Annotated in this window: 18 protein-coding genes; 12 read left to right on the forward strand and 6 right to left on the reverse strand. The window is 70.6% G+C overall.

The features are described from left to right. Positions 1-89 precede the first annotated feature (89 nt). Genes ACFWX1_RS21045 through ACFWX1_RS21055 form a run of 3 tightly spaced genes read left to right on the forward strand, consistent with a single transcriptional unit; the run spans position 90 to position 1,673 of the window. Entirely contained in the window at positions 90-275 is a 186-nt protein-coding gene (locus ACFWX1_RS21045) for a hypothetical protein (RefSeq protein ID WP_378389715.1), read from the forward strand. Between the two features lie 55 nt (positions 276-330). After that, positions 331-822, forward strand: a complete 492-nt coding sequence (locus ACFWX1_RS21050) for a DUF6879 family protein (protein ID WP_378389717.1) — start codon at positions 331-333, stop codon at positions 820-822. Then, the gene (locus ACFWX1_RS21055; RefSeq protein ID WP_378389719.1) at positions 822-1,673 is read left to right on the forward strand and encodes a helix-turn-helix domain-containing protein; all 852 of its coding nucleotides are present in this window, start codon (positions 822-824) and stop codon (positions 1,671-1,673) included. The genes ACFWX1_RS21050 and ACFWX1_RS21055 overlap by 1 nt, the downstream gene beginning before the upstream one ends. Positions 1,674-1,716: 43 nt before the next feature. Here ACFWX1_RS21055 and ACFWX1_RS21060 read toward each other — a convergent pair whose 3' ends face one another. Further along, positions 1,717-3,156, reverse strand: a complete 1,440-nt coding sequence (locus ACFWX1_RS21060; protein WP_378389721.1) for a S8 family serine peptidase — start codon at positions 3,154-3,156, stop codon at positions 1,717-1,719. 533 nt (positions 3,157-3,689) lie between these two features. On the opposite strand from ACFWX1_RS21060, the gene ACFWX1_RS21065 reads away from it, so the two are divergent. The 6 genes from ACFWX1_RS21065 to ACFWX1_RS21090 all read left to right on the forward strand — a co-directional run bounded on the left by ACFWX1_RS21065 (position 3,690) and on the right by ACFWX1_RS21090 (position 11,537). Beyond that, complete coding sequence (locus ACFWX1_RS21065; RefSeq protein ID WP_378389723.1) at positions 3,690-6,593, forward strand: translation initiation factor IF-2 N-terminal domain-containing protein; 2,904 nt, start codon at positions 3,690-3,692, stop codon at positions 6,591-6,593. Positions 6,594-6,754: 161 nt separating this feature from the next. Further along, entirely contained in the window at positions 6,755-7,069 is a 315-nt protein-coding gene (gene rplU / locus ACFWX1_RS21070) for a 50S ribosomal protein L21 (RefSeq protein ID WP_378326773.1), read from the forward strand. A 36-nt stretch (positions 7,070-7,105) separates the two neighbouring features. After that, a complete protein-coding gene (gene rpmA / locus ACFWX1_RS21075; protein ID WP_378389725.1) occupies positions 7,106-7,357 on the forward strand; it encodes a 50S ribosomal protein L27 in 252 nt (83 codons plus the stop codon). A 171-nt stretch (positions 7,358-7,528) separates the two neighbouring features. Further along, positions 7,529-8,980, forward strand: coding sequence for a GTPase ObgE (gene obgE, locus ACFWX1_RS21080; RefSeq protein ID WP_378389727.1), 1,452 nt, complete (start codon positions 7,529-7,531; stop codon positions 8,978-8,980). Next, positions 8,977-10,083: a glutamate 5-kinase gene (gene proB / locus ACFWX1_RS21085; RefSeq protein WP_378389729.1), complete on the forward strand. Its 1,107-nt coding sequence runs from the start codon at positions 8,977-8,979 to the stop codon at positions 10,081-10,083. The genes obgE and proB overlap by 4 nt, the downstream gene beginning before the upstream one ends. Positions 10,084-10,370: 287 nt before the next feature. Beyond that, positions 10,371-11,537 (forward strand): Cmx/CmrA family chloramphenicol efflux MFS transporter, encoded by a 1,167-nt coding sequence (locus tag ACFWX1_RS21090; RefSeq protein ID WP_378389731.1) that lies wholly within the window; start codon positions 10,371-10,373, stop codon positions 11,535-11,537. Positions 11,538-11,540: 3 nt separating this feature from the next. On the opposite strand, the gene ACFWX1_RS21095 is transcribed toward ACFWX1_RS21090, so the two are convergent. Then, positions 11,541-12,161 carry a TetR/AcrR family transcriptional regulator gene (locus ACFWX1_RS21095; RefSeq protein WP_378389733.1) on the reverse strand — a complete coding sequence of 207 codons (621 nt, stop codon included), beginning with the start codon at positions 12,159-12,161 and terminating at the stop codon, positions 11,541-11,543. 89 nt (positions 12,162-12,250) lie between these two features. On the opposite strand from ACFWX1_RS21095, the gene ACFWX1_RS21100 reads away from it, so the two are divergent. Both ACFWX1_RS21100 and ACFWX1_RS21105 read left to right on the forward strand, forming a co-directional pair. Next, on the forward strand, positions 12,251-13,519 hold the full coding sequence (locus ACFWX1_RS21100; protein ID WP_378389735.1) for an FAD-dependent oxidoreductase: 1,269 nt from the start codon (positions 12,251-12,253) through the stop codon (positions 13,517-13,519). Between the two features lie 116 nt (positions 13,520-13,635). Further along, positions 13,636-13,830, forward strand: a complete 195-nt coding sequence (locus ACFWX1_RS21105; RefSeq protein WP_378389736.1) for a hypothetical protein — start codon at positions 13,636-13,638, stop codon at positions 13,828-13,830. Here the strand turns inward: ACFWX1_RS21105 and argS are convergent. The 4 genes from argS to ACFWX1_RS21125 all read right to left on the reverse strand — a co-directional run bounded on the left by argS (position 13,827) and on the right by ACFWX1_RS21125 (position 19,746). Further along, positions 13,827-15,551 carry an arginine--tRNA ligase gene (argS, locus tag ACFWX1_RS21110; RefSeq protein WP_378389737.1) on the reverse strand — a complete coding sequence of 575 codons (1,725 nt, stop codon included), beginning with the start codon at positions 15,549-15,551 and terminating at the stop codon, positions 13,827-13,829. The two genes, ACFWX1_RS21105 and argS, sit on opposite strands and share 4 nt — an antisense overlap. 69 nt (positions 15,552-15,620) lie before the next feature. Continuing rightward, positions 15,621-16,907: an MFS transporter gene (locus ACFWX1_RS21115; protein ID WP_378389738.1), complete on the reverse strand. Its 1,287-nt coding sequence runs from the start codon at positions 16,905-16,907 to the stop codon at positions 15,621-15,623. 79 nt (positions 16,908-16,986) lie between these two features. Beyond that, entirely contained in the window at positions 16,987-17,574 is a 588-nt protein-coding gene (locus ACFWX1_RS21120) for a nitroreductase family protein (protein ID WP_378389739.1), read from the reverse strand. A gap of 63 nt (positions 17,575-17,637) precedes the next feature. Next, positions 17,638-19,746 (reverse strand): RecQ family ATP-dependent DNA helicase, encoded by a 2,109-nt coding sequence (locus tag ACFWX1_RS21125; RefSeq protein WP_378389740.1) that lies wholly within the window; start codon positions 19,744-19,746, stop codon positions 17,638-17,640. Positions 19,747-20,062: 316 nt separating this feature from the next. Between ACFWX1_RS21125 and ACFWX1_RS21130 the strand changes: the two genes are divergently transcribed. Beyond that, positions 20,063-20,896 carry a CPBP family intramembrane glutamic endopeptidase gene (locus ACFWX1_RS21130; RefSeq protein WP_378389741.1) on the forward strand — a complete coding sequence of 278 codons (834 nt, stop codon included), beginning with the start codon at positions 20,063-20,065 and terminating at the stop codon, positions 20,894-20,896. Positions 20,897-20,942 lie beyond the last annotated feature (46 nt).

Below are 20,942 nucleotides of genomic sequence, written 5' to 3' on the forward strand. Positions count from 1 at the left end.
TCGGAGGACGCTCATGCGCGCTCGCGACTAAACCTCGCTCCTCGTCACTCTCCGCCGATAGCGTGTGACGTTCGATGAGAGGTGGGAGGATGGAGTTCAGGAGACTCGCGGGCGCTTGCTCGAACGGCATCGAGTGCCCTGCCGTGTTCCTCACGGAGCACCGCCAAGTCCTGGTACAGGGCTACGCGACGGATGCGAAGAAGGTCCCCGAAGGTGAGGCGCTGGTGGAGATTCCGCTTGCGCTCCTGCTGGAGGCAGCCCGTGAAGCTGGTTAAGGGGACGCACGAGATCGGTGGGAACTGGCTATCGCCCGAGGAATATCTCCGCCGGATGCTCGAGTTCGAACGCTCCTGCTATCGCTACCAAGCGCTCCAGACCTACGGCATTCCCCGTGAACAGCCGAGCTTTCGCGAGTTCCTGGAACGCGGGACGTACACGATCGCCGAGGACGACCCCGGACTGGTCCAGACAGCCAGCCGGATGAGCGGTGGACGCATCTTGGAGCGGGTCCAGCTCGTCCGCGCGCCGCTGTCCGACTATCTCCGGTACGTGTTCCCCTTCTTTCAGCGGTGTGCCGCGCTCGGTGAAGATCTCCGCATCCTGGAAGAGTCATGGGTGGCCACTGGCGACTTGCCGGATTTCGACTTCGTGCTCCTCGACGACACGACCGTGATCAAGCTTCATTATTCGCCGGATGACGGAAGTGTCGTCGGGAGGGAACTCCTGTCCGACGCGAGCTTGGATGACTTCCGTGCGTACCGCGCTCTCGCGCTGGAACGGTCGATTCCCTTCCTTGAGTATCAGCGTCAGCTCTCCGGTTGATGTTCGATTTCGGGGAGCCGGACCGCGACCGGCGTGAGCTGGCCGAAGTGCTCCGGGAACTCCGCAAGGCAGCCGGGCTTTCTGGTGACCGCCTGGCGGTCAAGGCGCACATGAGCCAGGCGAAGATCTCCAGGATCGAAACCGGCCGTGTGCTACCGACGGTGACCGAAGTCGATCGGATCCTGACCGCACTGGCCGTGCCCGCCGACCAGGCGGCGGAACTGCTGAAGCTCACCAGGACCACCAACATCGACTTCGTCAGCAGGCGCCAGGTCCGCCGGGTGGGCATTCAGCATCGCCAACGGGAGCTGACCGGCCTGATCGAACAGGCAGCCGAGGTGCGGTACTTCCTGGCCGCGGGCATCCCGAGCTTCCTGCAGACTCCGGAGTACGCGCGGGCGAACATCGCGAGCCCGCTGAACAAGGTCGCGCCGGACCAGCGTGAGGCGCTGGTCGAGGCGAAGCTGGAACGCGGTGAGCTGCTGAAGCGTGGACAAGCTCGCTTCGAGATCCTCTTCGTCGAGAGTGCTATCCGCTTTCCGGTACTGGACGGCCCGGGAATGGCGCGGCAGGCGGAGCACCTTCGCCGGATGAGTCTGCTGCCCAACGTTCAGCTGGCCGTGATCCCGCAAGACACACGGATCGACGTGCCCGCGCTGAACATCTTCGTGGTCTACGACAGGAGGCTGGTGACCATGGAGACCTTCGCTGGTGTGATCGCTTTTCGCGATCCCGCTCATGTCACCGAGCATCTCGAGGTGTTCGACTACTTCAGGCGGCATGCCTTGTCCGGCGACGCGATGCGAGAACTGCTGGCTCGGGTCGCCGGCGAACTCACCGGAGACCGCTAAGCCTGAGCAGGGGACGGAGGTCGTCACGCCGGACGGCCGCGGATCAGCGATCCGGGTCAGGGTGCCGCGGCCGCGGCGCGACCGCGGCCAGCGCGTCGGCCATCCCATGCCCGTAGAACCCGTTGTAGCCCTCGTACCCGGCGCAGTAGGCGTCCTGCACCCCGTCGCCGGTCAGGTCGTAGTCGGCGGGACACGGCATCGGCATCGCGGCCGACTCCAGCGCACGCCGCAACTGCCGTGGCCCCTGCCCCGGCTGTGTGGAGGCGAGCAGCGCCAGTACCCCGGCCGCGTGCGGCGCCGCCATCGACGTCCCGCACAGCGGGGCGTACCCGCCGGGCACGGTCGAGACGACGCATCGCCCGGCTTCGCCGCCGGGAGCGGTGACATCGATCACGCCCAGACCGTAGGAGCTGTAGCCGGCCTTGACCCGGTCCACGCCCACGGCCGACACCGACACGACGTCCCGCAGGCCCGCGGGCAGCGCCTCGCAGCCGCCGCCGTCGCTGGGGGTGCCCGACCGGGGCGACGGCGTCAGGTCGACGGCTTCGTTCGTCGCCGCCGCGACGTTGAGCGTTCCCGTCGAAGTCGCGTACTCGACGGCTCTGGCCAGCACCTCGTGCACCACGCCGCGGTCGTTCCCGCGTACGCACGACAACGACCACGGGTTGACGAAGAAGCTGCTGTTGGTCACCCGCATGTGCCGGGCCGCGGCCCACATCAGCCCGCACACCGCGGCCTCGGGGTCGGCGTAGCCGCGGTCGTCGATCACCTTCACCGACGCGACCCGTACGCCGGGTGCCACCCCGGTGACACCCTTGCCGTCGTCCGCGGCGGCGATGATCCCGGCGACGTGCGTGCCGTGCACCGACGTCGTCGGCGCCCACGCGGCCCGCGCCGTGTCGGGGGCGCCGGTCAGGCACCCCGCCGAGTCCTCGGCGTCGACCGCCGCGGCGAGATCGGGGTGGTCCGGGTCGATCCCGGAGTCCAGCACGCCGACCACGACGTCGCGGCTGCCGCGGGCAACGTCGTGTGCCCACGGCGCGTTGATCGCCCGCATGTCCCATTGCTCGCCGGTGAGGTCCGCGCCCGGCACCTGCCCGGGATCCGTCGGCGTGAGGGCCGCCCTGGCGGGCTGGGGGCGGATCGCGCCGCCGCTCGCCCGCTGGTTCGCGAGCCGCTCGGCCTGCGCGCTGAAGGCGCGGCCGGGCCCGGTCCTGGCGGCGAATCCGGGATCGGCCGAGGTCGCGACCGCCACCGCGATCTGCGGGTAGTACGCCGTGGTGTCCCCGCAGTCCCGCGCGATCCGCGAGCGCGCGACGTCCTCCGCGGTGCCGCGGTCGAAGGTGACGACGTAGCGAAGCGTCCTGCCGGTGTCGGCGCAGGCGGGTTCGTCGGCGTTCGCCGTGGTCACGGCCGTGACGCAGGCGCACAGCACCAGCATCGCGCACACGGCCGCACGCCGCGGCCGCGCCAGCAGGGACACCGGACCTCCCACCGGGTGCGGGAACGGTGGACGCCCGGCGTCTCCGCGCTGATCGGGCGTCCCGAGCCGCACGCTAGCCACCCCGGCGCGACCGGACAAGCTCTGCTGTCAAGTTCGCCCGGGTGGATGGCCCCGGCGCGCCCGCGTGGCCTGCGACGGGCACCGACTACACCGGACCGGTGTGCTCATGTGGGATACTTGCGGTGGCCGCTGGGCCGTGGGGCATCCGTGAGAGGCGGTGCCTGCGGTGTTGTGGCCCGGTGGTGTGCAGAACCGGCACACGCGCGTCGCCGCCCGTTCACCCGGGTGGCTGGACGACGTGGCGGGCGGCCAGGGGCCGCGGGCGGGGACGGTACGCCGCCGAGGAGACCTTGCCGTGTGCGGCACATCGGACCGGTGGCGCCGTCGCGGCTGTTGGCAAGGATTCCCGTCGCTGGTAGAGCACCAGGGCGGAACGAACAGAAAGGGGCCCCTGCGCGGCCGCGTCGGCCGGTGTGAGCCGGAGACGCGCCCGGGGGCGGAGGAGACAACATATGTCGAACGCGGATACACCCGCCGAGAGCAGCGGCGGGAATCCCGCCACACCCACGACCGGTCCGCTGGCCGATCTCCCGGCCCGGATCCGGGTGCACGCACTCGCGAAGCTGCTCGGCTCGAACAGCCGGGAACTGCTGGCCAAGCTCGCCGAGCTGGGCGAAACCACCCGTAGCGCGCAGTCCAGCGTGACCCGCGAGGTGGCGTTGCGTGTCGCCACGGCGCTGGGTGCCGTCGAGGACCAGGCGGGGGAGACCCCGGAGCCGGAGACCACCGGAACGCCCGAAGCCGCCGCTCCCGCCGTGCCGGAGCCGGAGGCCGCGCCTGCCGCCGAGCCCGCGCCGGAGCCGGAGGCCCCGGCCCGCCGGGCGCCCGCCGCGCACCTGCCGGTGTTCGCCGCGCCGTCGCCGGTGTTCCTGCCGCCGGAGGCGCCCGCGGCGAAGCCGGCCCGCAAGCCCGAACCCGTCTTCGCCGCCGGTGAGAAGCCGGCCGAGGACGAGGCCACCCCTGAAACCCAGGAGACCGCGGCCGCCGAGCACCCCGACGACGAGGGCGATGACGCCGGCGGCAGCCGCCGTCGCCGTCGTCGTGGCCGCCGGGGCCGTGGCCGCGGCAAGGGCGGCGACGAGGCCGGTACCGAGACCGACGAGCAGACCGAGCCCGCCGCGCCTTCCCCCGAGCCCCGTAAGCAGGGCAAGGACGAGAAGGCGGCCAAGAGCGAGGACGCCGAGCAGGCCGAGAGCGCGGAAGCCCCCGCCGAGGCCGAGGGCGAGGCCGACGGCGAGAGCGGCAGCAAGCGCCGTCGCCGCCGTCGCCGCCGCAAGGGCGGGGACGACGGGGAAACCGCCGAAGCGACGGGCACCGACGACCCGCCCAACACCGTTACCCACGTCCGCCAGGCGAAGGCCGAGCAGACCGAGCGCCCGGCCCGTGACGAGGTGCGCAGCGTGCGCGGCTCGACCCGGCTGGAGGCCAAGCGCCAGCGCCGCCGGGACGGCCGCGAGGCGGGCCGCCGCCGGGCACCGATCCTGTCCGAGGCCGAGTTCCTGGCCCGCCGCGAGTCGGTCGAGCGCACGATGGTCGTCGCCGAGAAGGGCGACTCGACCCAGATCGGCGTGCTCGAGGACGGCGTGCTCGTCGAGCACTTCGTGACGTCCTCGGGCAGCGGCTCGATCGTCGGCAACGTCTACCTCGGCCGCGTCCAGAACGTGCTGCCCAGCATGGAGGCCGCGTTCATCGACATCGGCCGGGGCCGCAACGCCGTGCTCTACGCGGGCGAGGTGGACTGGGACGCCGCCGGTCTCGAGGGCAAGGCCCGCAAGATCGAGCAGGCGCTGTCCACCGGCGACAGCGTGCTGGTGCAGGTCACCAAGGACCCGGTCGGGCACAAGGGCGCCCGGCTGACCACGCAGATCTCGCTGCCGGGCCGGTTCCTGGTCTACGTGCCCGCCGGTGGTGCCACCGGGATCTCGCGCAAGCTGCCGGAGAACGAGCGGCGCCGCCTCAAGGACATCCTCAAGCGGATCGTCCCCGAGGACGCGGGTGTGATCATCCGCACAGCCTCGGAGGGCATCAGCGAGGAGGAGCTCGACCGCGACGTGCGGCGGCTGAAGGCGCAGTGGGACGTCATCAAGGAGAAGGCCGACGCGGGTTCCGCCAAGAAGGGCGGCGCCCCGGTCATGCTCTACGAGGAGCCGGACCTGCTGGTCAAGGTCGTGCGTGACCTGTTCACCGAGGACTTCGGCAAGCTGGAGATCCAGGGCGACCGGTCGTGGGAGACCATCCACGGCTACGTCCAGCACGTCGCGCCGGACCTGACCGACCGGCTCAAGCGCTACACCGGCACCGGCGACGCCTTCGCCGAGCACCGCATCGACGAGCAGATCACCAAGGCGCTCGACCGCAAGGTCTGGCTGCCCTCGGGCGGGTACCTGGTCATCGACCGGACCGAGGCGATGACGGTCATCGACGTCAACACCGGGAAGTTCACCGGATCGGGTGGCAATCTCGAGGAGACGGTGACCCGCAACAACCTGGAGTCGGCGGAGGAGATCGTCCGCCAGCTCCGGCTGCGGGACATCGGCGGCATCATCGTGATCGACTTCATCGACATGGTGCTCGAGTCCAACCGCGAGCTGGTGCTGCGGCGGCTGACCGAATGCCTCGGCCGCGACCGCACCCGGCACCAGGTCGCCGAGGTCACCTCGCTGGGCCTGGTCCAGATGACCCGCAAGAAGATCGGCACCGGGCTGCTGGAAGCGTTCTCGACGCCGTGTGAGCACTGCAAGGGCCGCGGGGTGGTCGTCTCGACCGATCCGCGTTCCACACAGGGCGGTGGCTCGAACGGCGGCTCGAACGGCCACAACCACGGTGGTGGCGGGGAGAAGAGCTCGCGGCGCTCACGTGGCCGGAACAAGGCCGAGGAGCACCCGCCCGCCGAGCCCGCGCCGAAGAGCGAGCCGGTGCACCCGGCCCCGACCCCCGAGCAGCGGGAGTCGGTGGTCTCCGCGGTCCAGGCGATGGCCAAGGCCTCGTCGAAGACCAAGGGCGAGCACGGCGACCAGCCCGAGCACGAGGCACCCGCCGAGCCCGCGGGCCTGAACGGGCACGCCAGGGAAGAGGCGCCGGTCGCCGAGCCCGCCAGGGAAGTGGCGGGCGAGCCCGTGACGGCCCCGGCGGACGAGGTCCCCGTGGAGCAGGAGGAGCAGGAGGAGCAGGAGACGCCGAAGGCTCCTGAGCCCGCTGAGACCCCTGTGACGTCCGGTGCCGCCGAGGCACCGGAGGCGGCCGACGAACCCGAGGTCAGCGTCCCGGCACCCGCCGTGCGCTCGACCCGGCGGCGTCCGCGCCGTGCCGCGTCGCGACCGGCGGGACCGCCGGTGCACGCGTCGGAAAAGAGCTAGTGAACAACTAGGGGACCCCGGTGCACACGCACCGGGGAACCCCACGTAACCTGTAGTACGGCCCGCCACCAGAGCAGGCCGCTGCGCGAATCCTGGACCGCCCTCGCGGCGGGCCGATAGCGCTAGCCCCCACCCATTGTCGAGTAATGCAGGAGACTTCCGTGTCGGCGTACGCGATCGTCAAGACCGGCGGCAAGCAGTACAAGGTGGCCGTCGGCGACGTCGTCGAGGTCGAGAAGCTCGAGGGCGAGCCGGGCACCGAGCACACCTTCCCCGCCGTGCTGTTCGTGGACGGTGGCGAGGTCACCACGGACGCCGACGCGTTGGCGAAGGTCTCGGTCACCGGCAAGGTCGTCGAGCAGACCAAGGGTCCGAAGATCCGGATCCACAAGTTCAAGAACAAGACGGGCTACCACAAGCGTCAGGGTCACCGGCAGAAGCTGACCCGCGTCGAGGTCACCGCCATCTCCCAGTAAGACTTCTCCGGATCTTCGCAAGAAAGAGGACGAGCTATGGCTCACAAGAAGGGTGCGTCCAGCTCCCGCAACGGTCGTGACTCGAACGCGCAGCGCCTCGGCGTCAAGCGCTTCGGCGGCCAGGAAGTCAACGCGGGCGAGATCCTCATCCGCCAGCGCGGCACCAAGTTCCACCCCGGCGTGAACGTCGGCCGTGGCGGCGACGACACGCTGTTCGCGCTGGCCGCCGGTGCGGTCCAGTTCGGCGAGAAGCGTGGCCGCAAGACGGTCAACATCGTGCCGAGGTAACGAGCGATTTTGGGGCGACGTGTGTCCGCGGAATACGCGGACCACGTCGCTCGTTACGTGTTAGCCCGGGGGCCGAGCCCCCGGAACCCCCACGGTGCGGCCGCTGGCAGACCCAGCGTGGCCGCGCCGTTTTTATTTGTGTGGTTCCTTCGTGAGTGAAAGAGGCAAGTCATGGCGTCCCGGTTCGTGGACCGCGCGGTGATCCACCTGACCGCCGGTGACGGTGGGAACGGCTGCGCCTCGGTGCACCGCGAGAAGTTCAAGCCGCTCGGCGGTCCCGACGGCGGCAACGGCGGCAACGGTGGCGACGTCCTGCTCGTCGTGGACCCGAACGTCCACACGCTGCTGGACTTCCACTTCCGCCCGCACGCGAAGGCGGGCAACGGCAAGATGGGCCAGGGCGGCAACCGCGCCGGCGCCGCGGGCGAAACCCTGGTGATGAAGGTGCCGTCCGGCACCGTCGTGTTCACCGAGGACGGCGAGATGGTCGCCGACCTGATCGGCCCCGGCACCACGTTCGTCGCCGCTCAGGGCGGCCGCGGCGGTCTCGGCAACGCCGCGCTGGCCTCGAAGGCGCGCAAGGCTCCCGGGTTCGCGCTGCTCGGTGAGCCGGGAGAGAGCCGGGACCTCGTGCTGGAGCTGCGCTCGGTCGCCGACGTCGGCCTGCTCGGTTTCCCCTCGGCCGGGAAGTCGTCGCTGATCTCGGTGCTGTCCGCGGCCAAGCCGAAGATCGCCGACTACCCGTTCACCACGCTGGTGCCGAACCTCGGCGTGATCACCGGCGGCGAAACCGTCTTCACGATGGCCGACGTGCCGGGCCTGATCCCCGGCGCGAGCGAGGGCAAGGGCCTCGGCCTCGACTTCCTGCGGCACATCGAGCGTTGCGCGGTGCTGGTGCACGTCGTCGACTGCGCCACCCTCGAACCGGGCCGCGACCCGGTGTCCGATGTGGACGCACTGGAGGATGAGCTCGCCAAGTACACCCCCGGCCTCGGCGGGAAGCTCGAGGAACGTCCGCGCGTGGTGGTGCTGAACAAGATCGACATCCCGGAGGCCGCCGAGCTGGCCGAGATGGTGCGTCCCGAATTCGAAGCCCGCGGGCTCAAGGTGTTCGAGGTTTCCACCGCGTCACGCAAGGGCCTGCGGGAGCTGACCTTCGCCCTCGCCGCGATCGTCGAGGAGTACCGCGAGGCGCAGCCGGTGCTGGAGCCCGAGAAGATCGTGCTGCGGCCCCTCGCCGTCGACGACGAGGGCTTCACCGTCGAGGTGGACCCGGAAGAAGAGGGCGCGTTCATCGTGCGCGGCGCCCGTCCCGAGCGGTGGATCCGCCAGACGAACTTCGCCAACGACGAGGCCGTCGGCTACCTCGCCGACCGGCTCAACCGCCTCGGCGTGGAGGAGCGGCTGGCCAAGCTCGGCGCGGTGCCCGGCAGCCCGGTCACCGTCGGCGACGTCCAGTTCGAATGGGAACCCTCGACGCCGGGCGTCGTGGAGCACCTGTCCGGGCGGGGCACCGACGTCCGCCTGGAGCGCAACGACCGCGTCAGCGCGTCCGAGCGCAAGGAGGCCCGCCGGATCCGCCGCGACGGGCCGGACGCGGCCGAGGACGGGGAGAGCCGGTGACCGAGACCCGGCAGGCGGTCGCGTCCGCGCGCCGCCTCGTGGTCAAGGTCGGTTCGTCCGCGCTGACCACGGCGGGCAGCGGGCTCGACGTGTCCCGATTGGACGCTCTGGTCGACGCGATCGCCGCGCGGGTCGCGCACGGCACACAGATCGTGCTGGTGTCCTCGGGGGCGATCGGCGCCGGGCTGGCCCCGCTGTCACTGGCCAAGCGCCCGCGTGACCTCGCGAGCCAGCAGGCCGCCGCGAGCGTCGGCCAGCTCGCGCTGGCGCATGCCTACGCCGAGTCGTTCGGGCGGTACTCGCTCACCGTCGGGCAGGTCCTGCTGACCAACGACGACGTCGTGCGGCGCGCGCACTACCGCAACGCGCAGCGCACGTTCTCCCGGCTGCTGGCGCTCGGCGCGGTCCCGGTGGTCAACGAGAACGACACCGTGGCCACCGAGGAGATCCGCTTCGGCGACAACGACCGGCTGGCCGCGCTCGTCGCGCATCTCATCGGCGCCGACGCGCTCGTTCTGCTGTCCGATGTGGACGGACTGTACGACGGGGATCCGCGCGGTGGCGCCACTCGCCGCATCGACGAGGTCCGCGACGCGTCCGATGTGGACGGAATCACCGTCGGCATGTCCAGCTCGGGCCTCGGCACCGGGGGCATGGTGTCCAAGCTGGCCGCGGCCCGCACCGCCGCCGCGGCCGGGATTCCGGTGCTGCTGGCGGCCGCGGCCAACGCCACCGACGCGCTGACCGAGGCCAAGGTGGGCACCGCCTTCACCGCGGCGGACACCCGGCTGTCCGCGCGGCGGTTCTGGCTGGGGTACGCCGCCGACGCGAACGGCAAGCTGCGGCTGGACGACGGCGCGGTCGCGGCCGTCGTGCGCCGCCGCCGCTCGCTGCTCGCTGCCGGGATCACCGGTGTGGACGGCGATTTCCAGGCAGGCGACGTCGTCGACCTCGTCGATCCCCGCGAGCGTGCGGTCGCCAGGGGCGTCGTCGCCTTCGACGCCGGCGAACTGCCCGAGCTCATCGGGCGCTCCAGCCACGAGCTGCCCGCCGAACAACGCCGCGAGGTCGTGCACGCCGACGACCTCGTCCCGCTGCGCTGAGGGCGCGGCGGAATCACGTGGACACGGCGTGCGGGGCGTTGCTAGCCTCACCGTCGTGAACAGTCCCGAGGCGAACAGACTGTAGCCACCGGCCTCCGGTGGCTCTCTCGCGCAGGCGTGCCGAAGGCCCGCGACCGCTCCAGGTCGCGGTGTGCCCGGCGCGGCCCCAGCCGCCGGATCGCCGTTACCGAATCCAGGTTCTTTCCCTCGGCGGCCACGTGTGTCCTCTGTGGACTCGTGGTCCGCCGTGGCCTTGTCGATCCTCGATGTGGTTGCGGAGTCTGTTCATGCCTTTCGCCCTTTACCTGCTCGGACTGGCAGTGTTCGCCCAGGGGACGTCCGAGTTCATGCTTTCCGGTCTCGTCGCGGACATCGCGGCCGACCTGCACGTGTCCATTCCCGCCGCCGGGCTGCTGACCTCGGCGTTCGCGGCCGGGATGGTGATCGGCGCCCCGGTGATGGCGTTGCTGAGCCTGCGCCTTTCCCGGCGCGGCGCGCTCGTCGCCTTCCTGAGCGTCTTCGTGGTCGTCCACGTGCTCGGCGCGGTGACCACCAGCTTCGGTGTCCTGCTGGCCACCCGGGTCGTCGGAGCGCTGGCCAACGCCGGATTCTGGGCGGTCGCCCTTGCCGCCGCGAACGCGATGGTGAAGCCGGGACTGCGCGGCCGCGCGACGTCCATTGTGGTCAGTGGGGTCACCGTCGCCTGTATCGCGGGCGTCCCGGCCGGCGCGCTGCTCGGCCAGTACTGGGGCTGGCGGTCGGCCTTCTGGGCGGTCGCCGCGGTCTCGCTCCCGGCCCTTTTCGCGATCCTGCGGACGATTCCGGGTGGCCGTCCGGCCGCGGCGGAAACGAGCGCACGCAAGGAACTCCGGGTGCTGCGCGAACCCCGGCTGCTGGTGGTCCTGCTGCTCGGCGCGCTGGTCAACGGTGGCACGTTCGGGACCTTCACCTATCTCGCGACGCTGTTCACCACGGTCGGCGGACTCGGCGCCGGCTGGGTGCCCGCGCTGCTCGCGCTGTTCGGTGTGGGCTCGTTCCTGGGCGTGACGCTCGGCGGCAGGCTCGCCGACGTCCGGCCCGGCTCGGTCCTGTTCGGCGGAAGCGCGGCCCTGCTGCTCGGCTGGGTCCTGCTGGCGGTCACGGCCGCGCACCTCGCCGTCGCGATCGTGCTCGTGTTCGTACTGGGCGTGCTGTCGTTCGGGGTCGGGTCCACGCTGATCCCGCGCGTGTTCGCGGTGGCTCCGGGCGCTCCGACGCTGGCGGGCGGCCTCGCCACCGCCGCGTTCAACGTCGGGGCCGTGCTCGGTCCGTGGCTCGGCGGCCTGGCCAGCGGCACGACCCTCGGCTTCCGCGCGGCGCCCTGGGTGAGCGCGGCGATGGTGGCCTGCGCGCTGGCCCTCGCCGTCGCCACCCAGCGCTTCCCCGCACGCCGTCGCGAGGCGGTCGAGGTCTGACCGCTAGGGCTTGAGGTGGCCGACCACCCGCGCCAGCTGGTCGGCGTAGGACTGGGCGAACTCGGGGGAGGCCGGGTCCTGGCCGGTCAGCGCGCGGACCACCCGGGGGAGCGCCAGCGCCGCGCTCGCGGCGGACATCAGGATGAGCAGGAGCGCGGCGGGGTCGACGTCGTCCGGGAAGTCGCCCGCGGCCTGGCGGGCCCGGACGTAGTCGACCTGGCGCCGCAGGAATTCCTGCTGCTCCTCGACACCGACGGCGTCCGGCGCGCCGTCGGTGAGGTTCTCCCAGAGGAACAGCCTGCCGAGGTCGACGTCGCCCAGCCCGGCAGCGGCGAAGTCGCGGACGACGTCGGCCAGCGGCCGTCCCGGATCGGCCAGCGCGACGTACTCCTGGTTCATCGTGCTGGTCAGCTCGGTGTACAGGCCTTCCTTGCCGCCGAAGTAGTACGAGATCAGCTGCTTGTTCACGCCCGCGCGGGCCGCGATGTCGCCGACCCGTGCGGAGGCGAACCCCTTCGCGCCGAACTCGGCCTTCGCGGCTTCGAGGATCCGTGCCTTCGTGCGTTCGGGGTCGCGTTTGCGCTCGTCCGGACGCGGCGAGCGGCGGGGAGTCGGTTCGGCCACGGGACCAGCCTAGTCGCTGACTCAATCATCTTCAGAGTTGACTTAATTATCCGTAAGGATGATTATGGTGTGGACGAGAGGAGCTGGAGATGACCACGAGAATCGCCGTCATCGGCGGCGGCACGGGCGGGCTGTGCCTGGCGCACGGGCTGCGGAAGGCAGGCCTGGACGTGGCGGTGTACGAGCGAAGCAGGACGCGCGCCGAGCGGCTGCAGGGCTACCGGGTGCACATCAACCCGCACGGTTCGGCGGCGCTGCGTGCCTGCCTGCCCGACGAGCAGTGGGAGAGATTCGTGGCCACCTGCGGGCGGCGTGGCGGTGCCTTCGCGTTCGTCACCGAGCAACTGCGGGAACTGGTCGTGATCGACGACGAGGGCGGTCACGACCCGGCCTCGGCGCATCACTCCGTCAGCCGGATCTCACTGCACCAGGTCCTGTCCTCCGGTCTCGACGGAATCCTGCACTACGGCAAGGAATTCGTCCGCTACGAACGGGGACCGAAGTCCGTCACGTGTCATTTCGCCGACGGCGGCACGGCCGAGGCGGACCTCGTGATCGGCGCGGACGGCGCTAATTCCCGGGTACGCAAGCAGTTCCTGCCGCACGCGGACCGGGTCGACACCGGGATCGTCACCGTGGCGGGAAAATTCCCGCTCATCGGCGAGACCCGGCCCCTGCTTCCGCGACGGCTGACGGACGGGCCGAACCTCGTGATGGCGCCGCGTGGCCTCGGGATGTTCACCGCGCCGCACGAATTCGGTGGCATCGCGGTGAACGACGAGACCGCGGAGATCGATCCGGTCCTGTTCGACAACACCGGTTCCTACGTCATGTGGGCCTTCGGCGCGAACGCGGCGCGGTACCCGGCCGGACTGTCCGAACTGGACGGTCCGGGCCTGCGTTCGATGGTGCTGGAGCGTATCCGCGACTGGCATCCCGGGTTCCGGCGGCTCGTCGCGGACACCCCTGGCGAGACGGTGACGCGGATTCCGCTGCTCACCTCGGTTCCCGTGAAGCCGTGGCCTGCCGGCCCGGTGACCCTGCTCGGCGACGCCGTGCACAGCATGACCCCGTTGCGCGGGATCGGGGCGAACACGGCGCTGCGGGACGCGCGGCTGCTGTGCCGCAATCTCGTCGCGGCGCACCGCGACGGCGGCGACGTCACCGCCGCTGTCGCGGACTACGAACACCGGATGCGGGACTACGGCTTCCAGGCTGTGCGTGCCTCGGCCCGCAGTGCGGACCAGTTCGTGTCCGAGAACCGGCTCGGCAGGGCGATGGCCCGCGGCGTGCTGGGCCTGATCGGCTCGGTACCCGCCCTGAAACGCCGCGTCTTCCAGGATCAGGGCAACTCCTGAGCAATTCAGAAATAACAACCCTAAATGCCGCTTAAGTTTTCTGGCGTTCATGGCGACCGGCCGTATCGTTGCGGTAAGTGGTTCACTGGAGAACTGCCCAAGCGTGAGGGGGCATCATGCTGGAAGTATTCGTGATCCTGGGCGTCATCATCGTCGGTCTGCTCGCGATCGCCGTGGTCGTGGACTTCAAGGACCGCAACCGCAGGGGGCGTCCGCTCGCCAGGGGGAACGGCCTCGGCCAGGCCCGCCGCGACGATGTCAACCAGCACCCGCAGACCGGTGACCAGGGTGGTTACCTGTACTGGAGCTAGAGCCGGCCGGGCGTGTCGATGCCGAGCAGTGACAGGCCGAGCACCAGCGTGCGCGAGGTCAGCGCCGCCAGCCGCAGCCGTGACGCGCGCAGCTCGTCCGTCGGCGCCGTGAGCACCGGGCAGCGCTCGTAGAACCGGGAAAACACGACCGCGGTTTCGTACAGATACGTGCACAACTTGTGCGGTGAGTAGGACGACGTCGCGCTGTGCACGGCCTCGCCGAAGCGGAGCAGGCTCAGCGCCAGCGCCCGCTCGGCGGGGTCGTCGAGCAGCACGGGCGACTCCGGTTCGGGTTCGCCCGCGCGGGCGAGCAGCGAACGGATCCGGGCATGCGCGTACTGGAGGTAGACCGACGTGTTGCCCTCGCGGGCGAGCATCCGGTCCCAGGCGAAGACGTAGTCGCGTTCGCGGTCGCCGGACAGGTCCGCGTACTTGACCGCGCCGATACCGACGGCGCGGGCGACCTCCCGCTGGGCCTCGGCGGGCAGCTCGCTGCGCTCGGCCACGACGGACTCGGCCTGGGCGACGGCTTCCGCGAGCAGATCGGCCAGCTTCACGGTGCCGCCCGCCCGGGTCCGCATCGTCTTCCCGTCCGCGCCGAGCACCGACCCGAACCCGACGTGCTCGGCGTGCTGCGCCGTGAGCCACTTCGCGTCGCGGCAGACCGCGAACACCATCGCGAAGTGCTGAGCCTGCGGGGCACCCACGACGTAGAGCAGGTCGGTGGCGCCGCGCTCGGCCGTCCAGTACCGCAGCGTCGCGAGGTCGGTCGCGGCGTAGCCGTAGCCACCGTCCCGTTTCCGGACGATCAGCGGGAGCCGATCGCCGTCCCGGTTGCGGAATCCGGACGGGAACACGCACACCGCGCCGTCGCTGAGCTCGGTCAACCCGGCGGCCTCCAGATCCGCGACGACCTTGCCGAGGTACGGGTTGTAGAAGCTCTCGCCGTAGATGTCGGCGTCGGTCAGGGTGACCCCGAGCAGGGCGTAGACCTCGTTGAAATGCCGTGTCGACTCGTCGACGAGTCGCCGCCAGGTCGACAACGTCTCGGCGTCGCCGCTCTGCAGCAGCACGACGCGTTCGCGTGCGCGAGTCGCGAACGCCTCGTCGGCGTCGAACTTCCGCCGTGCGGCACGGTAGAAAGCGTCGAGATCCTCGATCCGGCCGCCCTCGTGCCGCTCGTCGGGCAACTGCTCGATCAGCATGCCGAACGGCGTGCCCCAGTCGCCGAGATGGTTGTGCGGCAGCACTTCGTGCCCGGCGAACCGCAGCAGCCGGGCCAGCGCGTCGCCGATCACCGTCGACCGCAGATGCCCGACGTGCATTTCCTTCGCGACGTTCGGGCCGCTGTAGTCGAGGGCGATCCGCTTCGGAGCCGCCGTCTTCGGGATCCCGAGCCGGGGATCGACGGCGATCGCCATGACGCGCTGCTCCAGCCACTCGCGGCGCAGGACGAAGTTCAGGAACCCGGGGCCCGCGATCTCCGGCGCCTCCGCGATCCCGCCGAGGTCGAGGTGCTCGGCGATGAGGGCCGCCACCTCCCGCGGCGCGCGGCCGGCCCGTTTGCCGAGGCTCATCGCGAGGTTGGCTTGGTAGTCCACGCCTTCACGCGCGGACACCTGGATCAGCGCCTCGTCGGGAGTCAGCGTGATGTCCAGTGCGCGGGCGACGGCGTCCACCACGCGTCGCGCCAGTTCCTCACTCACCTCGGCTGCCTGCACGGTGTCCCTCCTTCGGCCTCGTCGCGGAATTCGCAGCGTAGCGGGAGGGAACGCGTGGTGACGACGGATTTAGCCCAGTTCGCTGCCGCGCGTCTCGGGGAGCCGGAGGATGACGAGGAAGGCGAGAACCGCCACAGCCGCGACGTACCAGAAGTACAAAGTGGACGATGTCTTGGCGAACAGGGTGATGACGAGCGGGGCGGTCCCGCCGAAGACCGCGACGGTGAGGTTGTACCAGGCGCCGATGCCGAGGCCGCGCAGTTCGGTGGGGAACAGCTCGCTCATGATCGCGGGCGCGATCGCGGTCATGGCGCTGTAGAGACCGAGACCGGCGCAGAAGACGACCAGCAGCCCGCCGAGCCCCGGGCGGACCAAAGTGGACAGTGGCACGATGAGCACCGCCGTCGCCCCGGCCCAGACCAGCAGCTGTGGCTTGCGGCCGAACCGGTCCGCCAGCGCGCCCAGTGGGTACTGAAGCGCGACGAAGAGCGCGGTACCGATGGAGAGCGCGAGGAAGACGTCGACGTCCGCGGCCTTGCGGGTCTTCACGGCGAACGAGCTGAGCGCGCTGAAGAACGTGTAGTAGGACAGGGTGGACAGCATCGACAGGCCGACGAGCCTGCCGACCGCCTTCGGATGCCGGCGGATGGTTGTCAGGAGCGGCCGCTCCACCCGGCGTGCGCGTTTCTTGTTCTGCTCGAACAGTTCCGTCTCCGCGAGGCTGCGTCGCAGCCAGAGCCCGATCAGGCCGAAGACGCCGCCGAGCAGGAACGGGATCCGCCAGCCGAACGACGTCAGCTGGGCCTTGTCCAGCGTTCGCGCCAGCACGAACCCGAGCACCGACGCGATCAGGACCGCGGAACCCGTTGAGATGTAGAAGAAAGCGGAGTACCGGCCACGACGTTCGGGCGGAGCGATTTCCCCGAGGTACGCCGACGCGTTCGAGACCTCGCCGCCGAGGGAGAGTCCCTGCGCGATCCGCGCGAGCAGGAGCAGGATCGGGGCCAGCCAGCCGACCTGGTGGAAGGTCGGCAGAACGCCGATCGCGACCGAACCACCGGCCATGAGCACGAGGGTGAGGATCATGGCCGGTTTGCGGCCGCGGACGTCGGCGAAGCGCCCGAGCAGGATTCCGCCGAGCGGACGGAAGAAGAAGGCCAGCGCGTAGGTGGCGAAGGTGTTGATCAGCGCCAGCGTTTCGTTGCCGGACGGGAAGAACGCGCCCGCGAAGTAGATGCTGAACGTCGCGTAGATGGTCCAGTCGAACCACTCCAGCGCGTTGCCCACGCTCGCGGCCACGAGCTTGCGCACCGGAAGGCGGTGCCTGGCCTCGGTGCCCGCCAGTACCTCAGCCATCGTGCCTCCACCTGACGCTCGGTGGACGGCACTCTGCCAGATCACCCGCCGGTTCGGAAGTTTTTCCCAGCGTGCGGGCCTAGTGGCGCCACTCGACCAGTTCGTCCAGCGGCAGGCGCTGCTGCCGGAACAGCTCCCGCCGGACGCCGTCCTCCTCGGGTGCGTACCCCAGCGTCACGACACCGGCGAGCCCCCAGTCGTCCGGCAGGTCCAGCAATTCGAACAGTCCTTCCTCGTGCGGGCCGAAGAACCCGGTGGCCAGGCCCTCGTTCGCGGCGGCGAGCTGCAGCAGCACGAGCAGGCTGCCGCTGTCGAACCACCAGTACGGCACCGGCCAGCCGATCTCGGTGCCGTCCTCGTCGAGCTTGTCGGGCTTCCGGTATCGCTCGTGGTACGACTCCTCGCGCACGCACAGGGCGATGAGCACCGGGGCCTGGCGCACCCACTCGGGGAAGCCCTTGCCCCCGTACGCCGGGTCGTACAGATCGGCGATCCGCCCCCGCAGCCCGGCGTCGGTGATCACGAGCAGCCGGTGTCCCTGGCTGAATCCGGCGCTCGGGGCCCGGTGGATCACCTTCACGATCCGCCGCAGCGTCTCCTCGTCGACGGGGTCCGGCCGGTAGGTGCGCACCATATGGCGTGCTTTGAGCACTTCGGCGAAGTCCATGAATTCATCGTGTCAGCGTTTTTCCGGCCGGTGTACTCCTTTCGCCGTCAGGTTTTCCGGTCGTCACGCCGTGCTGGCCAACGCGAAGGGCAGGACAGCGGGAGCGCCCGCCTGACGCACCAGACGCGACGCGAGCGTCATCGTCCAACCGGTGTCGATCACGTCGTCGATCAGCAGAATCGGCCCCGCCACACCGGAAATCCGCTCGGCGACCTCGCCGGGCAGGCTCAGCCGTCGCCACAGATCGGCCAGCCGCTGTGCGCTGTTGGCCTGCCGCGGCGGCGGTCCCGCCGACTCCAGCGCGCCCAGGTACTCGAGCCGCCCGATCGAAGCCAGCCGGGTGGCCAGGCTGTGCGTGAGCCGGGGCCGGGTCGCCGAAGGGATCTCGACCACCGCGACCGGCCGCTCCGCCCACTGCCACGCGGCGAGCACCTTGACGCAGGCCTGGAACACGCCCTCGGGGATCTCGCCGTCCTTCGCCGTCGTACCGACGAGTTCCCGCAGCCGGGTGCCCCAGCCGACGTCGGTGAGCCTGCCGAGCACCTGGCCCGGTTCGGCCTGCTCGGCGGCCGCGATCCGCCCCGACAGCGGGACGTCGAGCCCGGACATCCCGCTGGGCCACTGTTTGCGTTGCGCCACTTCGACTCCCGGCCGCTCCAGCCGTTCGCGGGTGGCGACCACGCTGTCCTCCGACACCGTCGTGTCCCAGTGTTCACCGGTGCAGTTGTCGCAGCGCCCGCACGGCGCCGCTTCGGGGTCGTCGAGCTGACGGCGGAGGTATTCCATCCGGCAGTCCGCCGTGCCGAGGTAGCCGAGCATCGCCTCCTGTTCCGCGGTGCGTGCCGTCGCGACCCGGGCATACCGCTCACGGTCGTAGTGCCAGTCCTGCCCGGTGCTCTCCCAGCCGCCCTTGACCCGCCGGACCGCGCCGTCGACGTCGAGGACCTTCAGCACCATTTCCAGCCTCGTCCGGGACAGCTCGACGGTCGGCTCCAGCGCGGCTGTCGAAAGTGGACGGTCGGCGTAGGCGAGCGAGTTGAGCACCTGCGTCACCCGCAGCTCGTCGGGGAAGGCCAGCGAACCGAAGTACGCCCAGATCGCCCTGTCCTCCTCGCCGGGCAGCAGGATGACCTCCGCGCGCTCGACACCGCGGCCGGCACGTCCGACCTGCTGGTAGTAGGCGATGGGGGAGGACGGGGCGCCGAGATGCACGACGAACCCGAGGTCCGGCTTGTCGAACCCCATTCCGAGCGCGGACGTCGCCACCAGCGCCTTGACCCGGTTCTCCAGCAGATCGTCCTCCGCGGCCTGCCGATCGGCCGGATCGGTCTTCCCGGTGTAGGCCGCGACCCGGTAACCCCGCTCGGACAGCAACGAGGCGACGTCATGGGCGGCCGCCACGGTGAGCGTGTAGATGATCCCCGAGCCCGGCAGCTTCTCCAGATGCTCGGCGAGCCAGGCCAGCCGTGCCTGCGGGGTCGGCAACCGGCAGACCGACAGCCGCAGGCTTTCCCGGTCGAGACTGCCGCGCAGCACCACGGTGTCCCCGCCGGTGCCGATGCCCAGCTGATCGGCGACGTCGGTGGCCACCCGGTCGTTCGCGGTCGCGGTGGTGGCCAGCACCGGCACGCCGTCGGGCAGCTCGGCGAGCAGGGTGCGCAGCCTGCGGTAGTCGGGGCGGAAGTCGTGGCCCCAGTCGGAGATGCAGTGGGCTTCGTCGACCACGAGCAGCCCGGCGCTCGCGGTCAGCTTGGGCAGCACGGTGTCGCGGAAATCGGGGTTGTTCAGCCGTTCCGGGCTCACCAGCAGGACGTCCACCTCGCCCGCCGCCACGGCCGCCTGGACCTGGTCCCACTCCTGCGGGTTCGCCGAGTTCATCGTCGCCGCGTGGATCCCGGCCCGCGCCGCGGCGGCGATCTGGTTGCGCATCAGCGCCAGCAGCGGCGAGATGATCACCGTCGGCCCGCTGCCGCGCTCCCGCAGCAACGCCGTCGCGAGGAAGTAGACCGCCGACTTGCCCCAGCCGGTGCGCTGCACGACGAGCGCGCGCCGGTGCTCGGCGACCAGTGCTTCGATCGCCGTCCACTGGTCCTCGCGCAGGGTCGCTCGCTCACCGGCCAGTGCCCGCAGGAGGGTCTCGGCTCGGTCTCGGAGAGGTGAGGTCGTGTCCACGTCCCCACGTCTACCCCATGCCACCGACGGACCCGTAATCGGCGGTGTCGCGAATGGACCGGTCGTGCCGCGAACGAGCTACTTTGTGACGCAGGTCACATTCGAATGGGCGTAATGGGGCTCACGGCGCCGAGTCTCCCTGGCAGACCGGTTCCCCTCGGGGGGAGGAACCGATCGCCGGCGGTTTCCCCCAGGCCGCCGGAACGCGGTGCGCGGGTGCCCCGGCCGGGGAGCGGCGGGGTATCCGCGCACCGCGTGCGTCCGGATGCCGCGCTGTCCGGTCGTCCGCGCGCGGTGTCAGTTCCGTGTCAGCGCCATGTCGGCGGACCGGACGAGCGTCCTCGGCATGGAGACCAAGTCCACTGCACAAGGGGCCCGGCCGGGCCGCGTCGCCGAGCGGTTACTGGCCGATCGCCACTCCCTGCCGCTGTCGATCGCGCTGCATCTTCTCCCCGGAGTCCTGATCGTCGCCGTCTACCTGCTCATCGCCCGGCCGCTGACCAGGGCCATCGGCTATCCGCCGTTCCTGGGCTGGGCGATCGCCATGCTGCTGGCGCTGGCGCCGTTCGAGCTCGGTCTGCTGCTGTGGCTGGGCCGCCGTCGAAACGGCCGTTTCTCGCTGCGCGGAGTGGTGCACTATCTGGACAAGCCGCTCCCGCGCGGGAAACTCGTCGTCCTCGTCATTCCCTTGATCGTGTGGTTCCTGGTGGTGTCGTTCGCGTTGATGCCCATGGACAGCTTCTTCTACGAGCTGTTGTTCCGGTGGCTCCCGTTCGAGGGCGCGGGCGGCGGCCTCACCGACGGCCTCGCCGGATACCCGCACTCGGTCATGGTCGTCGCGCTGGCGGTGTGCATTCCGCTGACCGGGCTGGCCTTCCCGGTCATCGAGGAGCTCTACTTCCGCGGCTTTCTGATGAGCCGCCTGTCCCGGCTGGGCCGGTGGGCGCCGGTGCTCAGCACGGTGCTGTTCTCGCTGTATCACCTGTGGTCTCCCTGGGTGTTCCTGTCCAGGGTCGTCTTCTTCCTTCCGGGGCCGTGGTTCGTCTGGCGGAAGAAGGATCTGCGGGTGTCGCTCGGGATGCACGCGGGCACGACTTTCCTCTTGCAGACGCTCGGCACCCTCGCCCTCCTGCTGAACCTCCTGCCGTGACGTCGCGGCCGAGTGCGGTTTTCGTCCACAGTGGACGGAACCCCGC

This window comes from Amycolatopsis sp. NPDC059021 (genome assembly GCF_042739895.1).
Lineage (GTDB): Bacteria > Actinomycetota > Actinomycetes > Mycobacteriales > Pseudonocardiaceae > Amycolatopsis.

Coding starts and splice junctions, on each gene's coding strand:
- ACFWX1_RS21105 (WP_378389736.1), top strand. CDS start 13,636: ATGCTGGAAGTATTCGTGATCCTGGGCGTCATCATCGTCGGTCTGCTC.
- ACFWX1_RS21055 (WP_378389719.1), top strand. CDS start 822: ATGTTCGATTTCGGGGAGCCGGACCGCGACCGGCGTGAGCTGGCCGAA.
- ACFWX1_RS21130 (WP_378389741.1), top strand. CDS start 20,063: ATGTCGGCGGACCGGACGAGCGTCCTCGGCATGGAGACCAAGTCCACT.
- rpmA (WP_378389725.1), top strand. CDS start 7,106: ATGGCTCACAAGAAGGGTGCGTCCAGCTCCCGCAACGGTCGTGACTCG.
- ACFWX1_RS21100 (WP_378389735.1), top strand. CDS start 12,251: ATGACCACGAGAATCGCCGTCATCGGCGGCGGCACGGGCGGGCTGTGC.
- ACFWX1_RS21050 (WP_378389717.1), top strand. CDS start 331: ATGCTCGAGTTCGAACGCTCCTGCTATCGCTACCAAGCGCTCCAGACC.
- obgE (WP_378389727.1), top strand. CDS start 7,529: ATGGCGTCCCGGTTCGTGGACCGCGCGGTGATCCACCTGACCGCCGGT.
- ACFWX1_RS21090 (WP_378389731.1), top strand. CDS start 10,371: ATGCCTTTCGCCCTTTACCTGCTCGGACTGGCAGTGTTCGCCCAGGGG.
- ACFWX1_RS21045 (WP_378389715.1), top strand. CDS start 90: ATGGAGTTCAGGAGACTCGCGGGCGCTTGCTCGAACGGCATCGAGTGC.
- ACFWX1_RS21065 (WP_378389723.1), top strand. CDS start 3,690: ATGTCGAACGCGGATACACCCGCCGAGAGCAGCGGCGGGAATCCCGCC.
- ACFWX1_RS21115 (WP_378389738.1), bottom strand. CDS start 16,907: ATGGCTGAGGTACTGGCGGGCACCGAGGCCAGGCACCGCCTTCCGGTG.
- ACFWX1_RS21120 (WP_378389739.1), bottom strand. CDS start 17,574: ATGGACTTCGCCGAAGTGCTCAAAGCACGCCATATGGTGCGCACCTAC.